26 protein-coding genes, 1 tRNA gene and 1 pseudogene are annotated in these 19,411 nt (G+C 59.7%); 16 read left to right on the top strand and 12 right to left on the bottom strand.

Annotated elements, in window-relative coordinates:
- Positions 1–223 precede the first annotated feature (223 nt).
- The 9 genes and pseudogenes from BQ8794_RS19115 to BQ8794_RS19080 all read left to right on the top strand — a co-directional run.
- On the top strand, positions 224–424 hold the full coding sequence (locus BQ8794_RS19115) for a hypothetical protein (protein ID WP_077380193.1): 201 nt from the start codon (positions 224–226) through the stop codon (positions 422–424).
- A complete protein-coding gene (locus tag BQ8794_RS19110) occupies positions 408–629 on the top strand; it encodes an RNA-binding protein (RefSeq protein WP_077380191.1) in 222 nt (73 codons plus the stop codon). The genes BQ8794_RS19115 and BQ8794_RS19110 overlap by 17 nt, the downstream gene beginning before the upstream one ends.
- Before the next feature lie 109 nt (positions 630–738).
- Positions 739–954: a hypothetical protein gene (locus BQ8794_RS34890; protein ID WP_139044083.1), complete on the top strand. Its 216-nt coding sequence runs from the start codon at positions 739–741 to the stop codon at positions 952–954.
- A 311-nt stretch (positions 955–1,265) separates the two neighbouring features.
- A complete protein-coding gene (locus BQ8794_RS19105) occupies positions 1,266–1,529 on the top strand; it encodes a hypothetical protein (RefSeq protein WP_077380424.1) in 264 nt (87 codons plus the stop codon).
- Positions 1,530–1,817: 288 nt separating this feature from the next.
- On the top strand, positions 1,818–1,958 hold the full coding sequence (locus tag BQ8794_RS37425; RefSeq protein ID WP_174654478.1) for a hypothetical protein: 141 nt from the start codon (positions 1,818–1,820) through the stop codon (positions 1,956–1,958).
- Between the two features lie 18 nt (positions 1,959–1,976).
- Positions 1,977–2,219, top strand: a complete 243-nt coding sequence (locus BQ8794_RS19095) for a hypothetical protein (RefSeq protein WP_077380187.1) — start codon at positions 1,977–1,979, stop codon at positions 2,217–2,219.
- On the top strand, positions 2,216–2,545 hold the full coding sequence (locus BQ8794_RS19090) for a hypothetical protein (RefSeq protein WP_077380185.1): 330 nt from the start codon (positions 2,216–2,218) through the stop codon (positions 2,543–2,545). Before BQ8794_RS19095 ends, BQ8794_RS19090 begins: the two co-directional genes overlap by 4 nt.
- Positions 2,542–2,817, top strand: coding sequence for a DUF1488 family protein (locus BQ8794_RS19085; RefSeq protein WP_077380183.1), 276 nt, complete (start codon positions 2,542–2,544; stop codon positions 2,815–2,817). The genes BQ8794_RS19090 and BQ8794_RS19085 overlap by 4 nt, the downstream gene beginning before the upstream one ends.
- Positions 2,818–2,841: 24 nt before the next feature.
- Positions 2,842–2,988: pseudogene (locus BQ8794_RS19080) on the top strand (transglutaminase family protein); the annotation flags it as partial.
- Positions 2,989–3,339: 351 nt separating this feature from the next.
- Here BQ8794_RS19080 and BQ8794_RS19075 read toward each other — a convergent pair.
- Positions 3,340–3,540, bottom strand: a complete 201-nt coding sequence (locus tag BQ8794_RS19075; RefSeq protein ID WP_077380179.1) for a hypothetical protein — start codon at positions 3,538–3,540, stop codon at positions 3,340–3,342.
- On the opposite strand from BQ8794_RS19075, the gene BQ8794_RS19070 reads away from it, so the two are divergent.
- A complete protein-coding gene (locus BQ8794_RS19070) occupies positions 3,539–4,627 on the top strand; it encodes an AI-2E family transporter (protein WP_077380177.1) in 1,089 nt (362 codons plus the stop codon). The genes BQ8794_RS19075 and BQ8794_RS19070 overlap by 2 nt on opposite strands.
- A gap of 170 nt (positions 4,628–4,797) precedes the next feature.
- On the opposite strand, the gene BQ8794_RS19065 is transcribed toward BQ8794_RS19070, so the two are convergent.
- The 3 genes from BQ8794_RS19065 to BQ8794_RS19055 form a co-directional block, all read right to left on the bottom strand.
- The gene (locus BQ8794_RS19065; RefSeq protein ID WP_077380175.1) at positions 4,798–5,163 is read right to left on the bottom strand and encodes a response regulator; all 366 of its coding nucleotides are present in this window, start codon (positions 5,161–5,163) and stop codon (positions 4,798–4,800) included.
- Positions 5,156–6,211 (bottom strand): HWE histidine kinase domain-containing protein, encoded by a 1,056-nt coding sequence (locus tag BQ8794_RS19060; RefSeq protein WP_077380173.1) that lies wholly within the window; start codon positions 6,209–6,211, stop codon positions 5,156–5,158. The genes BQ8794_RS19065 and BQ8794_RS19060 overlap by 8 nt, the downstream gene beginning before the upstream one ends.
- Positions 6,212–7,071: 860 nt before the next feature.
- A complete protein-coding gene (locus tag BQ8794_RS19055) occupies positions 7,072–7,404 on the bottom strand; it encodes a YciI family protein (RefSeq protein WP_077380171.1) in 333 nt (110 codons plus the stop codon).
- A 199-nt stretch (positions 7,405–7,603) separates the two neighbouring features.
- Here BQ8794_RS19055 and BQ8794_RS19050 point away from each other — a divergent pair, with 199 nt between their 5' ends.
- Positions 7,604–7,876 carry a hypothetical protein gene (locus tag BQ8794_RS19050; RefSeq protein ID WP_143744612.1) on the top strand — a complete coding sequence of 91 codons (273 nt, stop codon included), beginning with the start codon at positions 7,604–7,606 and terminating at the stop codon, positions 7,874–7,876.
- A 92-nt stretch (positions 7,877–7,968) separates the two neighbouring features.
- Here the strand turns inward: BQ8794_RS19050 and BQ8794_RS19045 are convergent, their stop codons facing one another.
- On the bottom strand, positions 7,969–8,553 hold the full coding sequence (locus BQ8794_RS19045) for a recombinase family protein (protein ID WP_342188209.1): 585 nt from the start codon (positions 8,551–8,553) through the stop codon (positions 7,969–7,971).
- A 463-nt stretch (positions 8,554–9,016) separates the two neighbouring features.
- Positions 9,017–9,093 (bottom strand) — tRNA-Met (locus tag BQ8794_RS19040).
- Positions 9,094–9,422: 329 nt separating this feature from the next.
- Here BQ8794_RS19040 and BQ8794_RS19035 point away from each other — a divergent pair.
- Positions 9,423–10,388: a Gfo/Idh/MocA family protein gene (locus tag BQ8794_RS19035; protein WP_077380423.1), complete on the top strand. Its 966-nt coding sequence runs from the start codon at positions 9,423–9,425 to the stop codon at positions 10,386–10,388.
- Positions 10,389–10,444: 56 nt separating this feature from the next.
- Here BQ8794_RS19035 and mnmA read toward each other — a convergent pair whose 3' ends face one another.
- Positions 10,445–11,635 carry a tRNA 2-thiouridine(34) synthase MnmA gene (gene mnmA, locus BQ8794_RS19030; protein ID WP_077380422.1) on the bottom strand — a complete coding sequence of 397 codons (1,191 nt, stop codon included), beginning with the start codon at positions 11,633–11,635 and terminating at the stop codon, positions 10,445–10,447.
- A gap of 274 nt (positions 11,636–11,909) precedes the next feature.
- Here mnmA and sciP point away from each other — a divergent pair, with 274 nt between their 5' ends.
- On the top strand, positions 11,910–12,185 hold the full coding sequence (sciP, locus tag BQ8794_RS19025) for a CtrA inhibitor SciP (protein ID WP_006203587.1): 276 nt from the start codon (positions 11,910–11,912) through the stop codon (positions 12,183–12,185).
- 438 nt (positions 12,186–12,623) lie between these two features.
- Here sciP and BQ8794_RS19020 read toward each other — a convergent pair whose 3' ends face one another.
- Positions 12,624–13,001, bottom strand: a complete 378-nt coding sequence (locus BQ8794_RS19020; RefSeq protein ID WP_029349790.1) for a flagellar export protein FliJ — start codon at positions 12,999–13,001, stop codon at positions 12,624–12,626.
- A gap of 450 nt (positions 13,002–13,451) precedes the next feature.
- On the opposite strand from BQ8794_RS19020, the gene ctrA reads away from it, so the two are divergent.
- A complete protein-coding gene (gene ctrA / locus BQ8794_RS19015) occupies positions 13,452–14,147 on the top strand; it encodes a response regulator transcription factor CtrA (RefSeq protein WP_006203583.1) in 696 nt (231 codons plus the stop codon).
- A 125-nt stretch (positions 14,148–14,272) separates the two neighbouring features.
- On the opposite strand, the gene BQ8794_RS19010 is transcribed toward ctrA, so the two are convergent.
- Both BQ8794_RS19010 and chpT read right to left on the bottom strand, forming a co-directional pair.
- Positions 14,273–14,641, bottom strand: a complete 369-nt coding sequence (locus BQ8794_RS19010; protein WP_077380167.1) for a response regulator — start codon at positions 14,639–14,641, stop codon at positions 14,273–14,275.
- A 245-nt stretch (positions 14,642–14,886) separates the two neighbouring features.
- Positions 14,887–15,516: a histidine phosphotransferase ChpT gene (gene chpT, locus BQ8794_RS19005; RefSeq protein WP_077380165.1), complete on the bottom strand. Its 630-nt coding sequence runs from the start codon at positions 15,514–15,516 to the stop codon at positions 14,887–14,889.
- Positions 15,517–15,870: 354 nt separating this feature from the next.
- Here chpT and BQ8794_RS19000 point away from each other — a divergent pair, with 354 nt between their 5' ends.
- Positions 15,871–16,452 (top strand): DUF1134 domain-containing protein, encoded by a 582-nt coding sequence (locus BQ8794_RS19000; RefSeq protein WP_077380163.1) that lies wholly within the window; start codon positions 15,871–15,873, stop codon positions 16,450–16,452.
- Positions 16,453–16,600: 148 nt separating this feature from the next.
- Complete coding sequence (locus BQ8794_RS18995) at positions 16,601–17,749, top strand: coiled-coil domain-containing protein (RefSeq protein ID WP_077380161.1); 1,149 nt, start codon at positions 16,601–16,603, stop codon at positions 17,747–17,749.
- Positions 17,750–17,778: 29 nt separating this feature from the next.
- On the opposite strand, the gene BQ8794_RS18990 is transcribed toward BQ8794_RS18995, so the two are convergent.
- Both BQ8794_RS18990 and BQ8794_RS18985 read right to left on the bottom strand, forming a co-directional pair.
- Positions 17,779–18,582, bottom strand: coding sequence for a TrmH family RNA methyltransferase (locus BQ8794_RS18990; RefSeq protein ID WP_077380159.1), 804 nt, complete (start codon positions 18,580–18,582; stop codon positions 17,779–17,781).
- A gap of 361 nt (positions 18,583–18,943) precedes the next feature.
- On the bottom strand, positions 18,944–19,282 hold the full coding sequence (locus BQ8794_RS18985) for an ArsR/SmtB family transcription factor (RefSeq protein WP_077380157.1): 339 nt from the start codon (positions 19,280–19,282) through the stop codon (positions 18,944–18,946).
- Positions 19,283–19,411 lie beyond the last annotated feature (129 nt).

Below are 19,411 nucleotides of genomic sequence, written 5' to 3'. Positions count from 1 at the left end.
CGGCATCGTACCTGGGAGAGGGGCCAGCGGCTGCGACCGGCGGCTGGCTGGCCTGCTCGACGAGTTCGCCATGCGGCATGGATGTCAAGAGATCATGCTTCGCGGACGGGGATTTTTCATCGCGATCCGCAGAGAGCACATCCCGCACCGCGCCGTTGTCGCTTCCGGCCCCGCTCCTATATGCTTAGGGCAATGCATAGGAGCAGGAGCAGGAGCAGGGGCAATGAGTTATTCCATAAAGCTCGGTAAGGAGCCGAACGTCCTGATGGTCAATGACTTGTCCAGCAGGCAGGCCGTAAACCAAGCGCGCGAACTCAAAGCGGGGAATATCAAATTCCACATCTATGCCAGCGACGGCACTTTGACCGAACTGGATGATCTTGAGCGTGCCGTGGAGGGCGACGACGTTGCCAAGCCAACCTAAAGGCCAGAAGCGCCCAGCCGACGTGATCGGCAACGCCGTCCGCGTCACGCGCATTGCCACTGGCGAGGAAGCCGACGACGTGATGGACGATGGCAAGAGCGCCGCTGCAAAAGAGCTTGGTGCGAAGGGCGGCAAGAAGCGCGCCGCCAACATGACGCCAGAGCGGCGAGCCGAGATCGCCAAAAAGGCGGCAGACACACGTTGAAAAATTGCGGATTGAGCAAGGGTGCTGGACGCTATGGACGCATCACCCGCATATGCCAGCGGCAGGATTTGCGGTATAATCCGGGACAGCCCAATGGAGGCATGAGAAAATGTCTCGCAACGAAGAAGCCTATCCGCGAGAGTGTGTTGAAGCGGAACAACTGGTTCGTTCAGCAATCATGAGAATTATCAACGAAATGCCCGATGCAGGTGAGCGCGAGCGTCGGATGGAATTTCTAGCAGCGACCCGGAATGACCCGGAACTTAGGAATGCATGTGTATACGTCGCGTTCCTCTCCGCGTGGGAAGACATCACCTCCCCCTAACCGTGGAGGATGCAGCGAAGCTAGCAGTTTGAATAATACGCGCCCGTGCCTTGTTTGAAGCTCAATCAAGGAGCATATATAAAGCTCGTTGATTTTGGCCGATTGGCTTTCGCGGTGTCAGAGACCAGACCCGCCATACACCCCGAATCTCGACAGCGAATGCATTAGCGCCGATCCGGCGCGCATATCGCTTTGTTCGATCTGGATTGGACCTGGCGCTGACCACGGATGTACTGGCAGCATGGGGGTCGTCCGCTCGAACGGGAATGATGCAGGAGACGCCTCCGCGGGCTCCTGCGGAGACCTGCACCATGGCCAGCCGCACCACGCAAACTGTCGTCCACTTTTCATCGGCGTTCCGGCTGCCGGGCTTTGACGCTCCCCAACCAGCGGGAGACTACCGCGTCGACCACGACGAGGAACTCATAGAAGGCACCTCCCGACTTGCCTGGCGACGTGTCGGCGCTTTCATCCACCTGCCGGCCATCGCCATCCAGGCTTCGACGCAACAGATGGTGCCGATCAACCCAGCGGACCTCGAGGCCGCCTTCGCAAAGGACCTTGAACAGTCATGACCGTCCTATCCCGCGGGCAACGCAGCCGCGCAACCCCGCACGACGCTGCAAAGCATCTTTTTTCTATTGGGCAGTCCGTCCGGCTGAAGGGCGGGTTCGGAACGTCGCCCAAGTTTGGGGAGATCTATCGGATTACCGGCACGCTGCCTGCGAGGGATAATTTGTTTCAATACCGTGTTCGCCATGACGACGAGCGTCATGAGCGGGTTACGACACAAGACTGTCTGGAGCCAGTAGGCCCGGAGCGGCCTGATGAGGGCACAACACTCATGGAAAGGACGTTCGGCAATGGCCAACGGACAGAAACGCAGCAGTCGCGAGATCAGAAAGCCGAAGCAGGTGAAAGCACCGCCAAAACCTGAAGGCCCATTCGGCGCGCAGATCAAGCTCGCCGAGGCCAACGCCCCACGCGGCAAGGGCAGGAGCTGACAGCAGGACGCTCATGCAATGAAGATCGTGATCGAATTCTACCGCACCCGGAACGCGGACGACGCTCATGCCATCGTCGGCCGCGAAACAAAGGAAGCGGTGAATACCGGTGACGCGATCGAGGTTGCGAGGCAGCTTTCGCAAACCCTCGACATGCCGCAGCGACCGGACGCCATGACGATCACCGACGCGAACGGAGCAACGCTCTTTTCGGGCGTCATCGATGCGGACGCGGCCAATGAAGAAAGGCGACAACCATGAACCGTCAAGACAACGAAACCGGGCTGCGACGGAATACTGCGGCGATCGCTATCTGGGAAAATGAGGGCGGCGCACCGGGCCCTGATCTCACGGAGCAGCTTTACGGTCGCCGCGTCGAAGCCGATAGGTCCTGGACGGTCTATCATGTCTTCACGGGCGTTGCGGCGCGTGTCGGCAATGATGACTTGATTGGCCTAAACAGGTCACAGGCCACAAGTAGCATCATGTCTCTCAATCGTCGCACCGCCGAACGCCGTAAACAGCGCATCAGCCTACTGGCACTAGCGCAAGATGCGTCGGGTGCAACGGTGGCGTGCCAATCATGACACTGTCCTTTCCGAACCCGAGCCGCAGCTTCGATGATGAGCATAACGCTGTCCGCTTCATCGGCCATGACGGCATGTCCCAAGTGCGATTCCTGGTAGAGACCGGTGCGCTAGAGAAATCGGGCGCGGAGTTGCGCGGGACAGCGCCGTCGGAGGCGAAGTGCCTCGCGGCATTCGATTCAATGCGCACGTCGATCTACGACGCAGAGCGAAAAGCCTATTCTCACCGCCGTCGCGAATCCTATACTTTGACGGCCGCCAATTTCGGGTAGTCGGATAAGGAGCGAGTATCCTCCATGCTGATCCGCCATGGTTATGAAATCACGCTGACCTGCCAACAGCCGACTGCATTGGTATGTCTGCTGTCAGTCCACGAGGACCGCGCGGCCGACATTCGCGTTCCCGAAACGCTGTTCACCACTCCTGATGTTCCCCTCGGAACGAGCAAGGCGCGCCATATCCAGACGTTACATCCCGCCGCATTTTAACCGGCATCCTCGTGACAGAAGCGGACCTTCCTCGCTAGGCAGCTATCTCGACAGCCAGTCCGACTGCCTTGCACTCCGGCATCCCGTCTTCAAGTCGTCTCGCGCTGAATACACGACAGCGCCGTGCTACCACGTCGAGCTCAGATATGCGTATGTCGAAGTCGCCAAGTGAAACGTTGAGCGCGCCGGGTACATAGGCCAAGAACAAACTCGTCCGGCGACTGACGTCGATGGCGAGTCACGAGGTCCTCGCCTATATGCCCGGTAAGTTCCTCGCGGATAACAGGCTCCATGTCATCGCGACGATCAGTAGCCGCGTACAATGCGGTCCGCCTCGGCGAAATGGCGCTCGGCAACGCTGTGGTCTTCCCTCGACTGTGTGCGAAGCGGCATACCCTTGAACACCTTGTCGGCATTGCCTAGTTGTGAGCCACGGGCCAAGTGAACTGGAACCGCCATGACCATGCGCGGGCAGAGACCCAGGCCGCCTCGAGGCTGATTGGTCATGATACCCCTCGGCAAGCCAATTGAGCAGATCCTTGGGATCGGAGCCCTCCTGCTGTTGTCGATTGGTTGCGCCATCGTGCTCTGGCCCTTCCTGTCGGCCCTGTTGTGGGCGGCGGTCATATGCTACTCCACATGGCCCATCTACACGTGGTTCGAGCGGACCCTGGGCGGCCACAGAGGGCTGGCGGCCGCCCTGATGACATTGTCGGTTGCCCTTGTTCTGGTCGCACCGTTCGCCATCATGGTGGCGACACTGGCGGACAGTATAAGCAGCCTGATCACAGCGGCGACCCGCGTCCTCGATCAAGGCCCGCCGGCGCCACCGCATTGGGTTGCAGGGCTCCCGGTGGTTGGCGAGAGCCTCGCTGCCTATTGGGAAAGGTTGGCCCACAACGCGCCCGCCTTCATGATTGAGCTCAAGAAGCTGATCGGCCCCGCCACCGACATCGCCGTCGCCAGCGGGGCTGTACTCGGCGTCGGCCTTCTCGAACTCGGTCTAAGTGTATTCATCGCGTACTTCTTCTACCGCCACGGCCGGCAGATGGCAGCGTACGTGCGCGGGAGCGCCGAACGAATCGCCGGGCCCCGCGCTCGGCGCCTGCTCACGGTCGTGGGCGTGACCGTGCAGGGCGTTGTTTACGGCTTGATCGGCACGGCACTCGTCCAAGCGCTGTTGGCCGGCATTGGTTTCTGGATCGCCGGTGTGCCTCAGGCGCTATTGCTCGGCTTCCTTACATTTGTCCTGTCGTTCGTACCGGCGGGCCCCCCGCTTGTGTGGGGCTCGGTGGCGCTGTGGCTATTTGCCCAGGGAGCCGTTTGGTGGGGCATCTTCGTCGCGGCTTGGGGCTTGCTCCTCGTCAGCAGCATTGACAATGTCCTCAGGCCCTATCTCCTCACTAAGTCCAACAGCCTGCCCGTGGTACTCGGGCTCTTCGGTTTCCTCGGCGGCATTCTCGCCTTCGGCTTCATCGGCGTGTTCCTAGGCCCAACGCTCCTGGCGGTCGGCTACAGCCTCTTCCTCGAGTGGCACGCGGCCGAGGTCAAGGACCGCAGGCATTCCAAGTCGGAGCCGCCGGATGCCGCTTGAGTGATATGGGTCCGAGCCCAGTTCCAGCTCCTGTGGAAAATCGGGAACTGCTCTGTGTCGAACTATGTGCGGCCCGCCTCCAAGCCATGGCCTGCGGGCGGGGACGGCTGAGTCCGGCCAATCACGCGTCCTTGGGTCGATATTGATCAATGGAGGATGGGGCTATTCGATCAGCGAGAAAGTAGGCGCGTAAGTATCTCGACCAGTTCCTTATCCGTGAACGGCTTCTTCAGAACGGGTTGGTCGCGGTAGCCATCCCTCACATCGTGACCGCTGTAGCCCGTGGAAAAGACGAACGGCACGCCACGGGCGCCGAGCACTTCGGCCACCGCATAGCTGTTGTTGCCATTCAGGTTCATATCCAGCATGGCGATATCGAAGATTTGACTGTCAATCGCCGCGAGGGCCTGATTGACATTCGCGGCTGCTGTCACCGACTCGCATCCGAGGTCGGCCAGCATGTCTTCGATCATGATGAGGACCAGCATTTCATCTTCGACAACGAGGACGCGGCGACCGGAAAGCAATTTATTCATCACGACCACTTTTCGGGACAGGAAAGCTGATCGTGCAGACGACGCCGCCTGCCGGGTAGTCGAGATCAACCGCGCCCTCGAGTTCATGAGCCAGACCGCGCTCGATCACTCGCGAGCCGAAGCCTTTCCGGGACGGTGGCACCACAGGCGGGCCGTCCTTCTCCTGCCAGCGCAGGATTAGCCGACTGCCCTCCGGCGACGGCTCAATCGTCCATGAGATCAGGACCGACCCGGCCTTGTTGGAAAACGCGCCGTACTTCACGGCGTTGGTCGCGAGTTCGTGGAAGGCGATGCCGAGAGCAAGTGCAACCTTCGGCGAGACGCGGATATTGCTGCCCGTAATGACAAAGTGCTCCGATCGCCCATTTGCAACCCCGAACGGCTCCAGGGCTGCCTTGATCAGATCGAGCAGCCCGGCACCTTCCCAATTCTCGCGGGTCAACAGGTCGTGCGAGCGGGAGAGGGCGAAGAGGCGGGACTCAATGGATTCCTTGATTGCTTCCGGATCAAAGGTATTTCGCAACGCCTGCCAGACGATCGACTGCACCGTGGCAAGGGTGTTTTTCACGCGATGGTTCAGCTCGTCGATGAGCATCCTGGACCGGGCTTGTTCCTGCTTATGATCGGTAAGATCGACGAAGGAGGCGAAATGCTGCACGACGTTACCGCTTTCATCCCGAACTGGACTGATGAGGAGTGCCGACCAGAACTCGCTGCCATCCTTGCGACGGTAGCAGATTTCCGAACCGCCGGTGGTATTGCCGGCAAATGCGGTTTCGATGCGCGCCAGCGCATCGGAATCAGTGCCCCGCGCCATCAGGAAGTTGAAGCTCTGGGCGAGCACCTCTTCCCGGCTGTATCCGGTTAACTCGAGAAAAGCGTCATTGACAAAAATTATCGGATTGGCGGGTTCCTTCGCGTCCGTGAACACCATCGCCATTCGTGTCGTTTCAGCGGCGACGACAAACGGGCCGAGATCCTGCCGAAAGCTTTCGACGTCAGCTTCGGCGACTTTTTGGCTTTCGGATTTGAATATTGGTTCAGGCATGCCTCAGCTTTGTCCGGTTGGCGGCAGGCCGCAGCCAGTAAGCGACATTTATAAGCCGCTCAATATTCTTCTGCCAGTGGACAAGAAGCTATGCCTTCCCGTGAGTGGGTATCCAGCCGAATGATCTCGGTATTGAGGCGTTGCTCAGTACCAGCGACCGCGGCCGAACCAGCCGCCGCCGGCTAGCAGGACAAGGACGATAAGTATAATGAGAAGCGTGGTGGTATCCATGTGAGTCTCCTGGGAGTGCTCTTAGACATCTCGCCGCTCTTTTTTACTATACGGTGAGTTGCCGGGTCATCGCACTCCAGCCTCAAACAACGTTCCGCACGCTTTCTTGTTCCATTGGAACGAATGCACATCCACAGTCGAGTCAGTTGTGAGATTTTCAGATGCCGGCGGGTCAATGACGGCTGCCAGCGCTGCTGCAGCCGACGAAGTTCTACGTCCGCTTACACACCCATTAGGGCTCTTCTCGGTACCAACGGCGAAGGTCTGGAACGGGTCGATAGTGTTGAAAACGGCCGCAACCAAGCTATTCTGCCTAATATGTTAGAATATTTTTCCGCCAATCTGCAAATAATGAATCGTGGTTCCCGAGAAGTCTGCTCTGAGAACTGTATTTCTGCACTCGGCGCTTGTTGCCGAGTGCGTAGGATTTTTTCAACACTATCGGTCAGAACTTGCCCAAGAGCTGGCCTTTGAAAAATTCTGCAAAGGGTCGATCGTTCGCGTTCGCCAACGACCCGAAGGGTGGGGAACTGCCGCCCGCAAAACGCCTTGCGAAGGACCGGCGTGTGGACGAAGCAGTCGTTGACGGTATGGCGGCTAGAGCCTTTGCTGTCGTTGCGGTGCGTCCTCTACGACGGTTGCTCTAGCGGCCAGACCTCGACGACACCGTGTGCAACTGCGCAGGGAGTCCGTGACACCATATCTATGGCCTCAGCCAAATCGGCGGCTTCGATTATGGCAAAGCCAGCCACCGGCAACGACGACGTCATAAACGGACCATTTGCTGTTTCAACTTGAGCAGCGTCGGGGTTGCGGATTTGCACGGGGGCGCCCGCGATCCCCATCAAGACGCCGTTTTTCTGCAGCTGCGCGTCGTGTGCGTGAGCTGCATCTCGAACGGCCACTGGGGTGCGGTCGTACCCCTCGCGGTCTCCATATCCGATCGTCACAAATTTTGGCACCGGGTCGCTCCCTTCAGACTATTGACGCCATACGGAGCTTACCAGCAAGCCATGTACCCTCGTCGTAAATGGAGCGTACCCAAGATGGTTCCTCTCGCATCCGCTGCTAGCCCGCGGCCTCACGGTGGTGGGCCTTTTTGTTGCTGAGGAACCTTACGCTGCGGCGGCCGTTGAGCCCCCACCCAAAAGGGAGATCACAATGGCCGACGACCCAAACGAAGACGCAACGCCGACGGAGACGCAGCGCGAAGCTCAGGAAGCCTTGGAGAAGCAAGTTGCGCAGCTGAAGCGCGAGATCAACAAGATCAATCGGACGCTCGCGGAGCGCGCTGAAGAGGTGGTCGAGGAAGCCACTGGTTGGTATGAGGGCGCGGCCGATAGCGTGTCTCGGCGAGGGTGCGCAACGGCTTTGGAGCGGTCATCAAAGATTGCTTCCATGGGGACATGCTGGTCAGCAAATTCCCGTTTATAAAAGCAAGTTCGCAGAAGCTTGCCGCCCCAAAATGTTGCGTACATTCGACACCTGCCAAAGTCCGTTCCTGGCTGTGCGCACCCCGCGATTGTTCAGGGCGATTGCCAGGCCACGCAGGCTGGTGATGCCGGACTGCTGGATGGAGGCGATGATCGGCAGCACGGTCTGGGCAAATCGATCAGCTTCCCGGATCGAGATTTTCCGACCTCTCGCTGCAGTGTGTTGGTCGGGTTGCCGAGCTTCATTCCAGTGGTCCTGCGAGAGGCGAGGGCGGCTTTGGTGCGCTCCGAGATCAATCGCCGCTCTTTCTCGGCCAGCGCTGCATACAGGTGAAGCATGAACGGGTCAGCATCGGCGCCGAGTTCGGCGACAATGAACGGGACCCGCTGCACCATCAGTCCGGCAATGAAGGCGACATCACGCGACAGTCGGTCGAGCTTCGCCACAACGACTGGGCATTTTGTCTGGCGGGCAAGGGCGAGGGCGGCATTCAATTGCGGCCGTCGATCAAGAGCATCCGCGCCCTTTCCGGTTTCGACCTTGGTGAACTCCTGGAGGATGATCATCCCCTCGGCCACGGCAAAGCGGGCGACCGCGGCACGCTGGGCCTCGATGCCCAAGCCTGAACGTCCTTGCCGCTGTGTAGAGACCCGATAGTAGGCGACCGCGCTCGACATGGTTCAAATCCCTCGGGTGTGCAAACTGCAAACCAGTTCGAGGCGGCGCGTATGCCTGTCGACCGGCTTCAACCTAAAATGTAAGATCATGGCGGGCTTCACCATGACTGAGACAACCAGAGTCTCGCCTTTGATTTCGACCGGCTGCAAGCCAAAGAACCACCGTTGGGCGTGGATACCATCAGCATATCCCGTTCTGACAGTGTGTGCAGCGGGTCATCGAAATGGATCAGCGTCTCATGCACTTACCCGTCCTTTTCGGCCGTGCCCGTGCGCATATATCCAACGTTCAAATTCTCGGCCATGTCGCCCCCTGTGTCGCGTTCATGTCGCGTGGACCTGCCGATAGTTGCAGGAAACCCTTGGAAATCAACGGTAGCAGTTTGCAACATGGCGCAACATGATAGGGCGCCTTTGCTCAGGCGCCATATCAATCAACCAGTTGGTTCTATTAAGAGAAATTTGGTAGCGGGAGAGGGACTTGAACCCCCGACCCCAGGATTATGATTCCCGTGCTCTAACCAACTGAGCTACCCCGCCAGGGCGGCGAAAGGCCCGAAATCCGCCTCAAATCAGACGGCATGTCGAAGCGTTCGCCAAGGTCGGGCGGATATAAGGTTGGGACGCCAAGCCTGTCAAGCATCGATGCAGCCGGTGTCGATGCAGCCAGTCTGGCGCCACACTCTATCGCATCCTGTCGCGTCGCCAAGCTTCACGGTCTTGAGACGTACTTTGTGTGTCCAGGCGGACGCACGTCGCTCTGATGGCCGAAAAGCTTTGCCGGGCAGATAATTGGGCACAGAAATGCCGGGTTGAGTTCGGCGGGGCGCGCCGCTATGTCTCGGCCACGAAATTCTAGAGTTGGAATGATGAAACCGCGCATTGCAGTCCTCGGTTGCGGATACTGGGGCAGCAACCACATCCGCACCCTCAAGGCGCTCGGCGCGCTGCACGCGGTCTCGGACGTCAACCCTGCCCGCGCCGAAGGTTTCGCCAGTGAGCAGGATTGCTTGGCGATCGAGCCGGAGGCGCTGTTTGTGCGCAACGACATCGACGCCATCGTGATGGCGCTGCCGCCGCAGTTCCACGCCGATATGGCGGTGCGCGCCGTCCAGGGCGGCAAGGACGTGCTGGTGGAGAAGCCGATCGCGCTGACGGTGGCCGATGCCGAGCGATCGGTGAAGGCGGCGGCCGACAATGGCCGCGTCTTCATGGTCGGTCATGTGCTGCGTTTTCATCCCGCCTTCGAGACGTTGAAGGCGCTGATCGACAATGGCGAGCTCGGCGAGGTCCGCTATATCCATTCGCACCGGCTCGGGCTCGGCAAATTTCACACCGAGAACGATGCGCTGTGGGATCTCGCGCCGCACGATCTGTCGATGATCCTGGCCATTACCGGCACGGAACCGATCGAGGTGCGTGGCGAGGGGGCAGCGCTCCTCGACAATCTCAGCGATTTCGCGCATCTGCACATGCGCTTTCCCAACGGTCTGCGCAGCCACCTCTTCGCGTCGCGGCTCAATCCCTACCGCGAACGGCGGCTGACCGTGGTCGGCACCAAGGCGATGGCGGTGTTCGACGATGTCGAGCCGTGGGAGCGCAAGCTCGCCGTCTACCGCCACGCGGTATGGCAAGACAGCGGCCAATGGGCCTTCACCACCAACGAGCCGTCCTATGTGGCAGTGGGCGAGGGCATGCCGCTGACGCGAGAGCTCGAGCATTTCATCCAGTGCATCGAGACGCGGGCAGAACCGCGTACCAGCGGCGAGGAAGCCATCAGGGTGCTGCGTATCCTGACCGCTGGCACGGTTGCCCACACCGGATCGTCTTCCTGAGAGAAAGTGCGGCTGTATCAGAGCCTGATCCATCCCGATAGAATCGGGATTATCGTCTATTCGGCGGGAATCTGCGCCGGCCGGGCCGCCAGCCGCGTCAGCATCGCCTCGGCCTCGGCGCCGCGTTCGGAACGTTCGATGAAGCCGCCGCCGAAAACGCGGGCCTCGTTGCCGTCGTCGGAATAGAGCACGCAGGCCTGGCCGGGCGCGATACCGGATTCGCCGTCGACCAGTTCCACCGAAGTGATGCCGGCGTTGTGACGCAGCACGGCCGGGCGCGGCGGGCGTGTCGAGCGGACCTTGGCGAAAAGCTCCAGCCCGGCGGCCGGGATATCTGACAGCGCAGCGTCGCCCAGCCAGTTCATGTCGCGCAAATAGATCTTGTGCGTTTCCAGCGCCTCGCGCGGGCCAACGACGACGCGGGCCCGGTCGGCGTCGAGATGGACGACGTAGAGCGGCTCGCCCGAGGCAATGCCGATGCCGCGGCGCTGACCGATCGTGTAGCGCAAAATGCCTTCATGGCGGCCGAGCACGCGGCCGTCGATATGGACGATGTCGCCCGGATTGGCAGCAGTCGGCTTCAGCTTGGCGATGATATCGGAGTACTTGCCCTGCGGAACGAAGCAGATGTCCTGGCTGTCCTGCTTGGCAGCGACCGTCAGCCCCATTTCCTCGGCGATGGCGCGAACCTGCGGCTTCGACAGGCCGCCGAGCGGAAAGCGCAGGTAGTCGATCTGCGCCTGTGTGGTGGCGAACAGGAAATAGCTCTGGTCGCGGTCCGCGTCGACCGGCCGGTACAGCGCGCGATGGGCGCCGTTGGCGCCGGAGCGGATGTAATGGCCGGTGGCCAGCGCCTCGGCGCCGAGTTCCTTGGCGGTCGCCAGGAGGTCGGCGAATTTCACCGTCTGGTTGCAGGAAACGCAAGGGATCGGCGTTTCGCCGGCCACATAGCTCTCGGCGAAGGGGTCGATCACCGCCTTGCGGAAGCGCTCCTCGTAATTGAGCACATAATGCGGAATGCCGAGCGTCTCGGAGACGCGGCGGGCATCGTCGATGTCCTGGCCGGCGCAGCACGAGCCGGCCCGGTGCGTTGCCGCGCCATGGTCGTAGAGCTGCAGTGTGACGCCGACAACATCATAGCCTTCATGCTTCAAAAGGCCGGCCACGACCGACGAATCGACGCCGCCCGACATGGCGACAACGATGCGGGTATCTTCGGGGCGTCCGGGAAGGTCGAGGCTGTTCATGGTTCTTTCGTTCTGCACGGCGCTCTGGATGAGGGTGCTTGAATGCCAATGGCCGGAATATAGGTCAAGCTTTCCGGGTGCGCCAGCTTCGCGAACCGGCCGATTTTTTTGAACGGATTCGGGCGCTCGCGGGCAGATATCTCAAATGCCGACGAAAAGACTAACGCGGCGTTCATGATCCTTACCTAGCTATTAGGGTTCGCTTAGGCAATTTTTAAAGCTGTGGCGGTAATGTGGTGGGGATTGGGTCTTTGAGTTTTTAGTAGAGAGTACGATGACCGATCTTGTTAGACCGCGCGTCAAATATGTTATCGGGCCTGACGGCAGCCCCCTTACGATTGCCGATCTGCCGCCGACGAACACACGTCGCTGGGTTATCCGGCGCAAGGCCGAAGTGGTGGCGGCGGTGCGCGGCGGGCTTTTGAGCCTCGAGGAGGCATGCCAGCGCTACAAGCTGACCACCGAGGAATTCCTGTCCTGGCAAGCGTCGATCGACGAATACGGGCTTGCCGGCCTGCGCACGACGCGCATCCAGCAATATCGGCATTAGGGCTGGTTCAAGGAAGTCAAAAGGCGCGGCAATCTGCGCCCTTTTTGCTTTGCCGCAACGGTTCTCTCTGCTTCAGACGGTTAGCACCTGCCGATCGGCCGAGAAAGGCATGAGCGGCGCCTGCTTCTTGGAGCGGGTCTTTGCCACAGGGGACGGCAAGCATTTTCGCATCGACCTTGCCGCGTTCCACAAGCCTGCGCGATCGGGCCCGACGGACATCCGCTCGACGCGCCGAACTCTGCCAGAACCGGTGGGCTGCTCAGTCAGATAAGGTCCTTGCAGGAATCGCCTGCGCCCGACATCAGGATGCCCGGGTGCGGGCGGTCGCGGAACATCAAGGGATTTGGTAGCGTAGGGCTGAAACTGGCGGCTGCTCGACCAATGAGAGGCGAGCAACGCCCTGATCGCTGGGTGTTGACCGGCCTTAAAGCCCTGTTTTCAGCCGATCATTGCGCTGCGGCCGCCGGTCTCGGCGTCGCGGATCTTGGTGTCGCGTGATTCGAGCATTTCTGCTTTGGAAAGCTCGGCTTCGGCTTCGCCGAGCAGTGATTCGGCAACGCTACGCTGCTGGGCGAGGTCGCTTTGCGAATTCCTGAGATTGTCGCGGCGCAGGCGCGCTGCCTTGGCGAAGGTCGGATAGGCAAAATGGTTGATGTCGGTGATGCCGGCTTTCTTTTCTTCGGCAGTGATCTGGAGCTCCAGTTCGACCGCCATGCGCTCGAATTCGGCGATCATCATGTCGAGTTGCAGCAACTGCCGCCGCTTCTCGTTCACCTGAAACTGCTTCAGCCGAACGAGGTTTTCACGTGACTTCATGATTCGGTACTCCTGGAAACGCACACCTGCTCATATCGTCCAATCCGCCTGGCAAACTCAGGCTTCGACCCGTTTCCACCGACTTTACCAGAACTATGGGAAACAAATTCCTAAAGTTTTTTGCCGGCGGTAACCATTCGTTTACGGGCATTGTTAATCATACGGCTCAGGACTTAAGGCCGGGTAAAAATTCCGGCCCCGATGCGGAAGCACGGCTAGCGAGTCCCTGGAGTCACTTAGTCTGGCTTATTAATGTTTTGCATTAGCGGTTTGGTTCTGTGATTCACTATTAGATTCAACAAGGTGTAGAAAGGGGTTAAAAAATCTGATACCGTCGACAGCACGGAATTAGGTTTTGTTAACCATTCGATGGCAGCCTCTGCTCAGGCAATCACTGCTCCGGTCCTGGACGGGTCGTGAAATGGTCCGGCAGCAGAAAAGGGGAATGAAATGCGTGTTCTGCTGATAGAAGATGACAGTGCGACCGCACAGAGCATCGAGCTGATGCTGAAATCGGAAAGTTTCAATGTCTATACGACCGATCTTGGCGAAGAAGGGGTCGATCTAGGTAAGCTCTACGACTACGACATCATCCTCCTCGATCTCAATCTCCCCGACATGTCGGGATACGAGGTGTTGAGAACACTTCGCCTTTCCAAAGTGAAGACGCCGATCCTTATCCTCTCCGGCATGGCTGGCATCGAGGACAAGGTACGTGGCCTCGGCTTCGGCGCAGACGACTATATGACCAAGCCGTTCCACAAGGACGAACTGGTCGCCCGCATCCACGCCATCGTGCGGCGTTCCAAGGGCCATGCCCAGTCGGTCATCACCACCGGCGACCTGGTGGTCAACCTTGATGCCAAGACCGTTGAGGTCGGTGGCCAGCGCGTGCATCTGACCGGCAAGGAATACCAGATGCTGGAGCTGCTCTCGCTGCGCAAGGGCACTACGCTCACGAAGGAAATGTTCCTCAACCACCTTTACGGCGGCATGGACGAACCGGAACTGAAGATCATCGACGTCTTCATCTGCAAGCTGCGCAAGAAGCTCGACGCTGCTTCCGGCGGCCAGAACTACATCGAGACGGTTTGGGGTCGCGGCTACGTGCTGCGCGAGCCGGAAGACATCCGCGTCAGCGCCTGAGCTGACGACGCCGATCCGATCGATTTTTCCGACAAAAATCCGGCTTCGGCCGGATTTTGCGTTTTTATGTCATGTCGCAGATATTGGAGCGCCGATTTCCGCGGCCATGCGCCAGCGGCGGCGAATCAGGCTGCAAATCTCAAGGTGCGGAAGCGCTCGAGAAGTTGCGGCCGAGTGAACGGCTTCAGCAGATAGCCTTGGGCGCCGGCGCGCTTTGCCCGCATGATCGAAGCGACGTCGACCTCAACCAGCGAAATCAGGATGTGGGGTTGTATCGGACCTTCCATGGCGCGTACGCGGCGGATGACGTCCTCGGCCTGCATGTCCGGCAGGGCGCCGTCGACAATGATGATATCCGGCATGTCGGCAGTGCACATCTCAACCGCATCAAGCCCGCTGGCAGCTTCGATGACCAGCATGTCGGGACCATCCAGGATGCGCTTTGCAACCCTCCTGATGACGCTCGAATCGTCGATGAACATGCAGCGTTTCATTTCCGGGCCCTCTTTGCCATGCGGCAATCCGGCAGCGTCGCGGTCTGGAAGGCACCGTAGGGTCAATCCGGTAAAGAAGCTGAAAAGCCAATAGGTAAAATTCTTGCAAGAACAGCTTTTACGGAAACTTCTTTACCGATGCTTCGGCCGATCTAGCCTTTGGGGGTTCATTTCATTCGACCGTGATGCCGCGGTAAATATTGTCTGAACAACGCTCGTCTGTTCGTTTCAATCAGCTTGGTAATTCAAGCGGCCGAGAGAACGATTTCTTCTGCGGTCGCGTGGATCGATATTGTCATGTTCGCCTCGCGCGCCAAAAGCAGTGTGTAGTAGGGCTGCACCGAATGCGCGTCGATCGGTTCTTCAGGCTTGTTGCCGGAATGGAGCTCCAGGAATTTGGGCGGCACACGCAGCATCGGACCGCTCGCGGCGAGCGCAAAGCGTGGTTCCGTGTCGAGGTTTTCAAGCGTGACCGTAAGCTTGCCGCCGCGCGGAATGGCAGCGTTGGCGACGAGAATGAGGTTGAGCAGCAGCTTTACCTTGTTCTTGGGCAGCAGCGCACGGGTTCCGTTCCAGATCAGTTCCGGCTTCTCATTCTTCAAGAAGGCGATCGCAACGGCCTCGGCATCGCCGGTGTCGATCATCATGCCGGCAGAACCGGCTGCGCCGAAGGCGATGCGGGCGAATTGCAGGCGGGCCGAAGCGTTTCTGGCGCTCTGGCGAATCAATTTCATGGCGTCTTCGTCGGCGCCGCCTTCGTCGAGCAACTCAAGTCCGTTGTTTATGGCGCCGACCGGCGAAATGATGTCGTGGCAGACCCGGCTGCACAAAAGCGCGGCGAGATCGGGTGCGGAAAGGGTGAAAAGCTCGGCCATCGGCGAAAGTCCCTGCAAAATTTCACTGGAAATGGCCGGGCGATCAATGATCACGCCTGTCCACACGAATCACGCTCGCTCTCCCAAGGCCTTCTGAATACACAGCGTCTGAGCGTGCAGCAACAAATCCGGATTTGTCGTTATTGAAAATGGTGTGTTCACGCAGCGTGGATTCTGCGGGCCGACGCGAAACCAGCTCGAAACCAGCCTCTAACCGCCATCTTCATGTGAAAGCTTAATGGTTGAAAAAGGATTACGTCATAGTTTGTCCATAACAGTCATCCTTAACGGCCGCCAAAGAGCCGCACGGATGCGAGGCGTCGGCGAAAGTGCTCCCTGACGGAGATTGGAAGCATGTTTTCCCGATACTGCGACCGGAGTTTTTTCCGTGTCTTCTCAATGGCGATCGCTCTCATGGGCCTTGTCGTCTTTTCAACCTCGCCTTCGCGGGCCCAGGAATACACCGCTCAGGAGATCGTCGATTCCGGTCATAAATTCTTCGGTGCGACGTCGGGCGGGCTCGCCACCGTCGTGGAGAAGATTTTCTCCTCCTATGGCCTGCCCAATGGCTATTTGCTGGGCGAGGAGGGCTCGGGCGCCCTGATCGGTGGCCTGACCTATGGTGAAGGCACACTCTACACCAAGAATGCCGGCGATCACAAAGTGTTCTGGCAGGGCCCGTCGCTCGGCTGGGATTTTGGTGGCGAGGGCTCGCGGGTGATGATGCTGGTCTATAATCTCGACGATGTGAACAGCCTCTACAATCGTTTCGGCGGCCTTGCCGGCTCCGCCTACCTCGTGGCTGGCGTCGGCTTCAACGTGATGAAGAACAACAATGTGCTGCTGGTGCCGATCCGTACCGGCGTCGGCGCCCGGCTTGGCGTTAATCTCGGCTATCTCAAGCTTACCCAGCGCGCCACCTGGAATCCATTCTGAGCAAGCGGTTGCCTCGTCACCGCGATTGTTTCCAGGATCGACGGTCTGAACATTGCTGCGGCAGACCCTTGCCGCGGCACTGGAATTCCGTCATGCGAACGTGGCACAGTCCCTTTCGGTTGTTTGCCGTTCATAACGGATAGTCACCTTGGTTCAGTCGGTCCTGTTCTTTGTCCTCGGCTTTCTCTGCGCCGGCTTTCTGGCGCTGATGATTGCCCCGGCCATCTGGCGGCGGGCCGTGATGCTGACGCGTAAACGCATCGAGGGCTCGATGCCGCTGACGCTGGCCGAGATCCAGGCGGAGAAGGATCGCATCCGCGCCGAGTTCGCCATGTCGACGCGTCGGCTTGAGATGAGCGTCAAGTCGTTGCGCGAGAAATCGGCCGAACAGCTTGTCGAGATCGGCCGTGGCCGCGAAGCACTTAAGGAACTGGCGCTCGAGCGGAAGGATAAGGAACAGGCCCTTACCGCGCTCGAGGCCAAGGGCGAAGACCTTCGACACCGCAAAGACCAGTTGCAGCTTTTGTCGGATCGGCTTGCTCAAACCGAGCATGCCCTGGAAAAGCGCGTGCTCGAGCTGAAAAAACTGGAGCACATGTATGACGACGCCAGCTTTTCTTCCAGCAGCCGTCAGATCGAGCTTGTGGCGCGCGAATCCGAATTGCAAAAGCTGGCCGATGACATTTCAGTGCTGCGCGGCCAGCGCAAGGAGGCGGACAGGCGCCAACAGGAGATCGCGGCGGAGAGCAAGGCCGCGCGAGACGCGTTGAAAGCCGAGAAGAAAAGGACCGGCGAACTGGACAAGAAGATCGAGCGCCTGCTCGCCACGCTTGCCGATCGCGAGGACAAGCTTGAACGCCGCGAAAAGGAAATCGCGCGGCTTCGCGAAAAGCTGAAAAGCGAAAGCGTGGAGAACGCGTCGGCGGCGGTGCGTCCCGTCGGAGCGCAAGGCAGTCAGTCCGATGTGGCCGTCAAGGGCGATATGGAAAAAGCTATGGCCAAGCTCGACAGCGGCCGGGAGCAGTTGGAGGCGAGATTGACGGCACTGGCCAGCGAGAACAAGAGGCTGAAAACGGATCTTGCCGCCTACGCGGCATCCAAATCCGAAGGCGCCAGCGCTGCGTTGCGCGAGCAGATGAGTGACCTGGCGGCGCAGGTCGTGGCCCTGACGGCGAAGCTCGACGGGCCGGAATCGCCGATCGCAAAGATTCTTGCGGCACCCAGCCCACCGGGAAGCGGTGAACGCAGCCTTGCCGATCGCGTGCGGGCGCTGCAGCAGGCCGAATCAGCGCATTGAGCCCAGGCAGTGATGCTGACTTCTGCGGCTCAGGTCCTGCTTGCCGAGAAATGATGTAAGGCGATGGCTGACGCGGCGGCGACATTCAGGCTGTCGAACCCTTCTGTCATATCGATCCGCACCGTCCGCAGGCGGGCGAGCAGCATCTCGGGCAAGCCTTCGCCTTCAGTGCCGAGATAGAGTGCCAGCCGTTCGGTCCTTTTCGCGTCGCGGATGTCGGTTTGTCCGCGCGGCGACAATGCGAATTGGCCGAAGCCCAGCCGATCGAGCGCCGCGGTAAAGCCGACGGTCTCAGTGAAGGAGGCAAAAGGAATTTTCAGTGCGGCGCCGACCGAAACGCGGATCGCCTTGCGGTACAGAGGATCGCAGCAGGTCGCGTCCAGAAACACGGCATCGGCGCCGAAGGCGGCGGCGTTGCGAAAGATCGAGCCCATATTGTCATGGTTGGCGATTCCGACCAGCACGACGATCAACGCGCGGGCGGGCAGGGTATCCAGCAAGGCCTCTGCAGGCTGCGCCTCGCCCTTGCGGCCGATCGCCAATATGCCGCGATGCATGTGAAAGCCGGCAATCCTGTCCATGACCTCGCTGGCCGCCACGTAGACCGGAAGGTCCGCGGGCGCCTTGCGCAGGGTTGCGTCGAGGCCTGCCAGCCGGTTTTCGAGCACCAGCACCGATTCGGCGGCAAAGCGTTTGGCCGCGAGCAGCATTTCGAGCACCACCTTGCCTTCGGCAACGAAACGACCCTGCCGCCCGGCAAGATCGCGCTCGCGAATGTCGAGATAGGCGGCGACGCGCGGGTCTTGCGGGTCGTCGATACGAATGCGGCGCATGCTTGCCTCAACTGACCCGCATCGGCCCGATCGTGGTGGGTTTTGCGACAGCACGACGCGTGGATCCAAAGTGTCAGAGCGTACCTTCTGCGTCCAAGTGGACGCAAGTCGCTCTAAAGCGCGTGGCGTTCGACCGACCTCAACCGACCTCTCGCGACGTGCTTTAGGTTGTTGTTTTATGCATGTCGTTATCGCAAAACCGCTGCACACCCTCGGGTCAGGCTCCATACGCGCTAACGGGGTCAGGCCCGAGGGCATGCTTTTGCGCGACATGCATTAGGGTCGTCAGCGAGGCAAGGGGCGCTCGGACCAGTTCTTATTTTATGCATGTTGCCGGCTTTGAGCGACATGCATTGGCCGGTCAAGTCCCGGAGCGGCGCGGGCGGTAAGCCATCTGCGATAGCTCACCCTCGCCGAGAATCCCGTCAAGCGTGCTGAGAAGTTCGCGCACGGCATCGGATTTACAGGAATAGTAAATCATCTGCCGGTCGCGCCGGGTCTCGACGAGATCGAGCGCCCGCAGTTTGGCTAGATGCTGTGACAGGGCGGATTGGCTGAGCAGAACCTTTTCGGCGATAGCGCCGACCGACATTTCACCGTCGGCCAGGTAGATCATGATCAACAGTCGTTTCTCGTTGCCCATCAGCGTTAGAAACGAAGCCGCTGCTTCGGCATTGGCGATTAGCTTTTTCGAGACCATCGATCCCCCATACCTTCCTGCTCCTCCGGCGCTATGGGGGCAATAGCGTCTGATTCCATAGGCTCACTTGCGAATGTGCGCTGGCGATTCAACGTCACCGGGAAAGCGTAGAACATCTCGCTCAAACCT

This window comes from Mesorhizobium prunaredense (assembly GCF_900156895.1).
Classification (GTDB): Bacteria; Pseudomonadota; Alphaproteobacteria; order Rhizobiales; family Rhizobiaceae; genus Mesorhizobium; species Mesorhizobium prunaredense.
The sequence above is the reverse complement of the archived record's forward strand: the minus strand, read 5'-3'. Positions and strand labels throughout refer to the sequence as shown.

What these genes read in the sequence shown, in the direction of transcription:
- BQ8794_RS19115 (WP_077380193.1), top strand. Translation starts at nt 224, where the DNA reads ATGAGTTATTCCATAAAGCTCGGTAAGGAGCCGAACGTCCTGATGGTC.
- BQ8794_RS34890 (WP_139044083.1), top strand. Translation starts at nt 739, where the DNA reads ATGTCTCGCAACGAAGAAGCCTATCCGCGAGAGTGTGTTGAAGCGGAA.
- BQ8794_RS19105 (WP_077380424.1), top strand. Translation starts at nt 1,266, where the DNA reads ATGGCCAGCCGCACCACGCAAACTGTCGTCCACTTTTCATCGGCGTTC.
- BQ8794_RS37425 (WP_174654478.1), top strand. Translation starts at nt 1,818, where the DNA reads ATGGCCAACGGACAGAAACGCAGCAGTCGCGAGATCAGAAAGCCGAAG.
- BQ8794_RS19095 (WP_077380187.1), top strand. Translation starts at nt 1,977, where the DNA reads ATGAAGATCGTGATCGAATTCTACCGCACCCGGAACGCGGACGACGCT.
- BQ8794_RS19090 (WP_077380185.1), top strand. Translation starts at nt 2,216, where the DNA reads ATGAACCGTCAAGACAACGAAACCGGGCTGCGACGGAATACTGCGGCG.
- BQ8794_RS19085 (WP_077380183.1), top strand. Translation starts at nt 2,542, where the DNA reads ATGACACTGTCCTTTCCGAACCCGAGCCGCAGCTTCGATGATGAGCAT.
- BQ8794_RS19070 (WP_077380177.1), top strand. Translation starts at nt 3,539, where the DNA reads ATGATACCCCTCGGCAAGCCAATTGAGCAGATCCTTGGGATCGGAGCC.
- BQ8794_RS19075 (WP_077380179.1), bottom strand. Translation starts at nt 3,540, where the DNA reads ATGACCAATCAGCCTCGAGGCGGCCTGGGTCTCTGCCCGCGCATGGTC.
- BQ8794_RS19065 (WP_077380175.1), bottom strand. Translation starts at nt 5,163, where the DNA reads ATGAATAAATTGCTTTCCGGTCGCCGCGTCCTCGTTGTCGAAGATGAA.
- BQ8794_RS19060 (WP_077380173.1), bottom strand. Translation starts at nt 6,211, where the DNA reads ATGCCTGAACCAATATTCAAATCCGAAAGCCAAAAAGTCGCCGAAGCT.
- BQ8794_RS19050 (WP_143744612.1), top strand. Translation starts at nt 7,604, where the DNA reads ATGGCCGACGACCCAAACGAAGACGCAACGCCGACGGAGACGCAGCGC.
- BQ8794_RS19045 (WP_342188209.1), bottom strand. Translation starts at nt 8,553, where the DNA reads ATGTCGAGCGCGGTCGCCTACTATCGGGTCTCTACACAGCGGCAAGGA.
- BQ8794_RS19035 (WP_077380423.1), top strand. Translation starts at nt 9,423, where the DNA reads ATGAAACCGCGCATTGCAGTCCTCGGTTGCGGATACTGGGGCAGCAAC.
- mnmA (WP_077380422.1), bottom strand. Translation starts at nt 11,635, where the DNA reads ATGAACAGCCTCGACCTTCCCGGACGCCCCGAAGATACCCGCATCGTT.
- sciP (WP_006203587.1), top strand. Translation starts at nt 11,910, where the DNA reads ATGACCGATCTTGTTAGACCGCGCGTCAAATATGTTATCGGGCCTGAC.
- BQ8794_RS19020 (WP_029349790.1), bottom strand. Translation starts at nt 13,001, where the DNA reads ATGAAGTCACGTGAAAACCTCGTTCGGCTGAAGCAGTTTCAGGTGAAC.
- ctrA (WP_006203583.1), top strand. Translation starts at nt 13,452, where the DNA reads ATGCGTGTTCTGCTGATAGAAGATGACAGTGCGACCGCACAGAGCATC.
- BQ8794_RS19010 (WP_077380167.1), bottom strand. Translation starts at nt 14,641, where the DNA reads ATGAAACGCTGCATGTTCATCGACGATTCGAGCGTCATCAGGAGGGTT.
- chpT (WP_077380165.1), bottom strand. Translation starts at nt 15,516, where the DNA reads ATGGCCGAGCTTTTCACCCTTTCCGCACCCGATCTCGCCGCGCTTTTG.
- BQ8794_RS19000 (WP_077380163.1), top strand. Translation starts at nt 15,871, where the DNA reads ATGTTTTCCCGATACTGCGACCGGAGTTTTTTCCGTGTCTTCTCAATG.
- BQ8794_RS18990 (WP_077380159.1), bottom strand. Translation starts at nt 18,582, where the DNA reads ATGCGCCGCATTCGTATCGACGACCCGCAAGACCCGCGCGTCGCCGCC.
- BQ8794_RS18985 (WP_077380157.1), bottom strand. Translation starts at nt 19,282, where the DNA reads ATGGTCTCGAAAAAGCTAATCGCCAATGCCGAAGCAGCGGCTTCGTTT.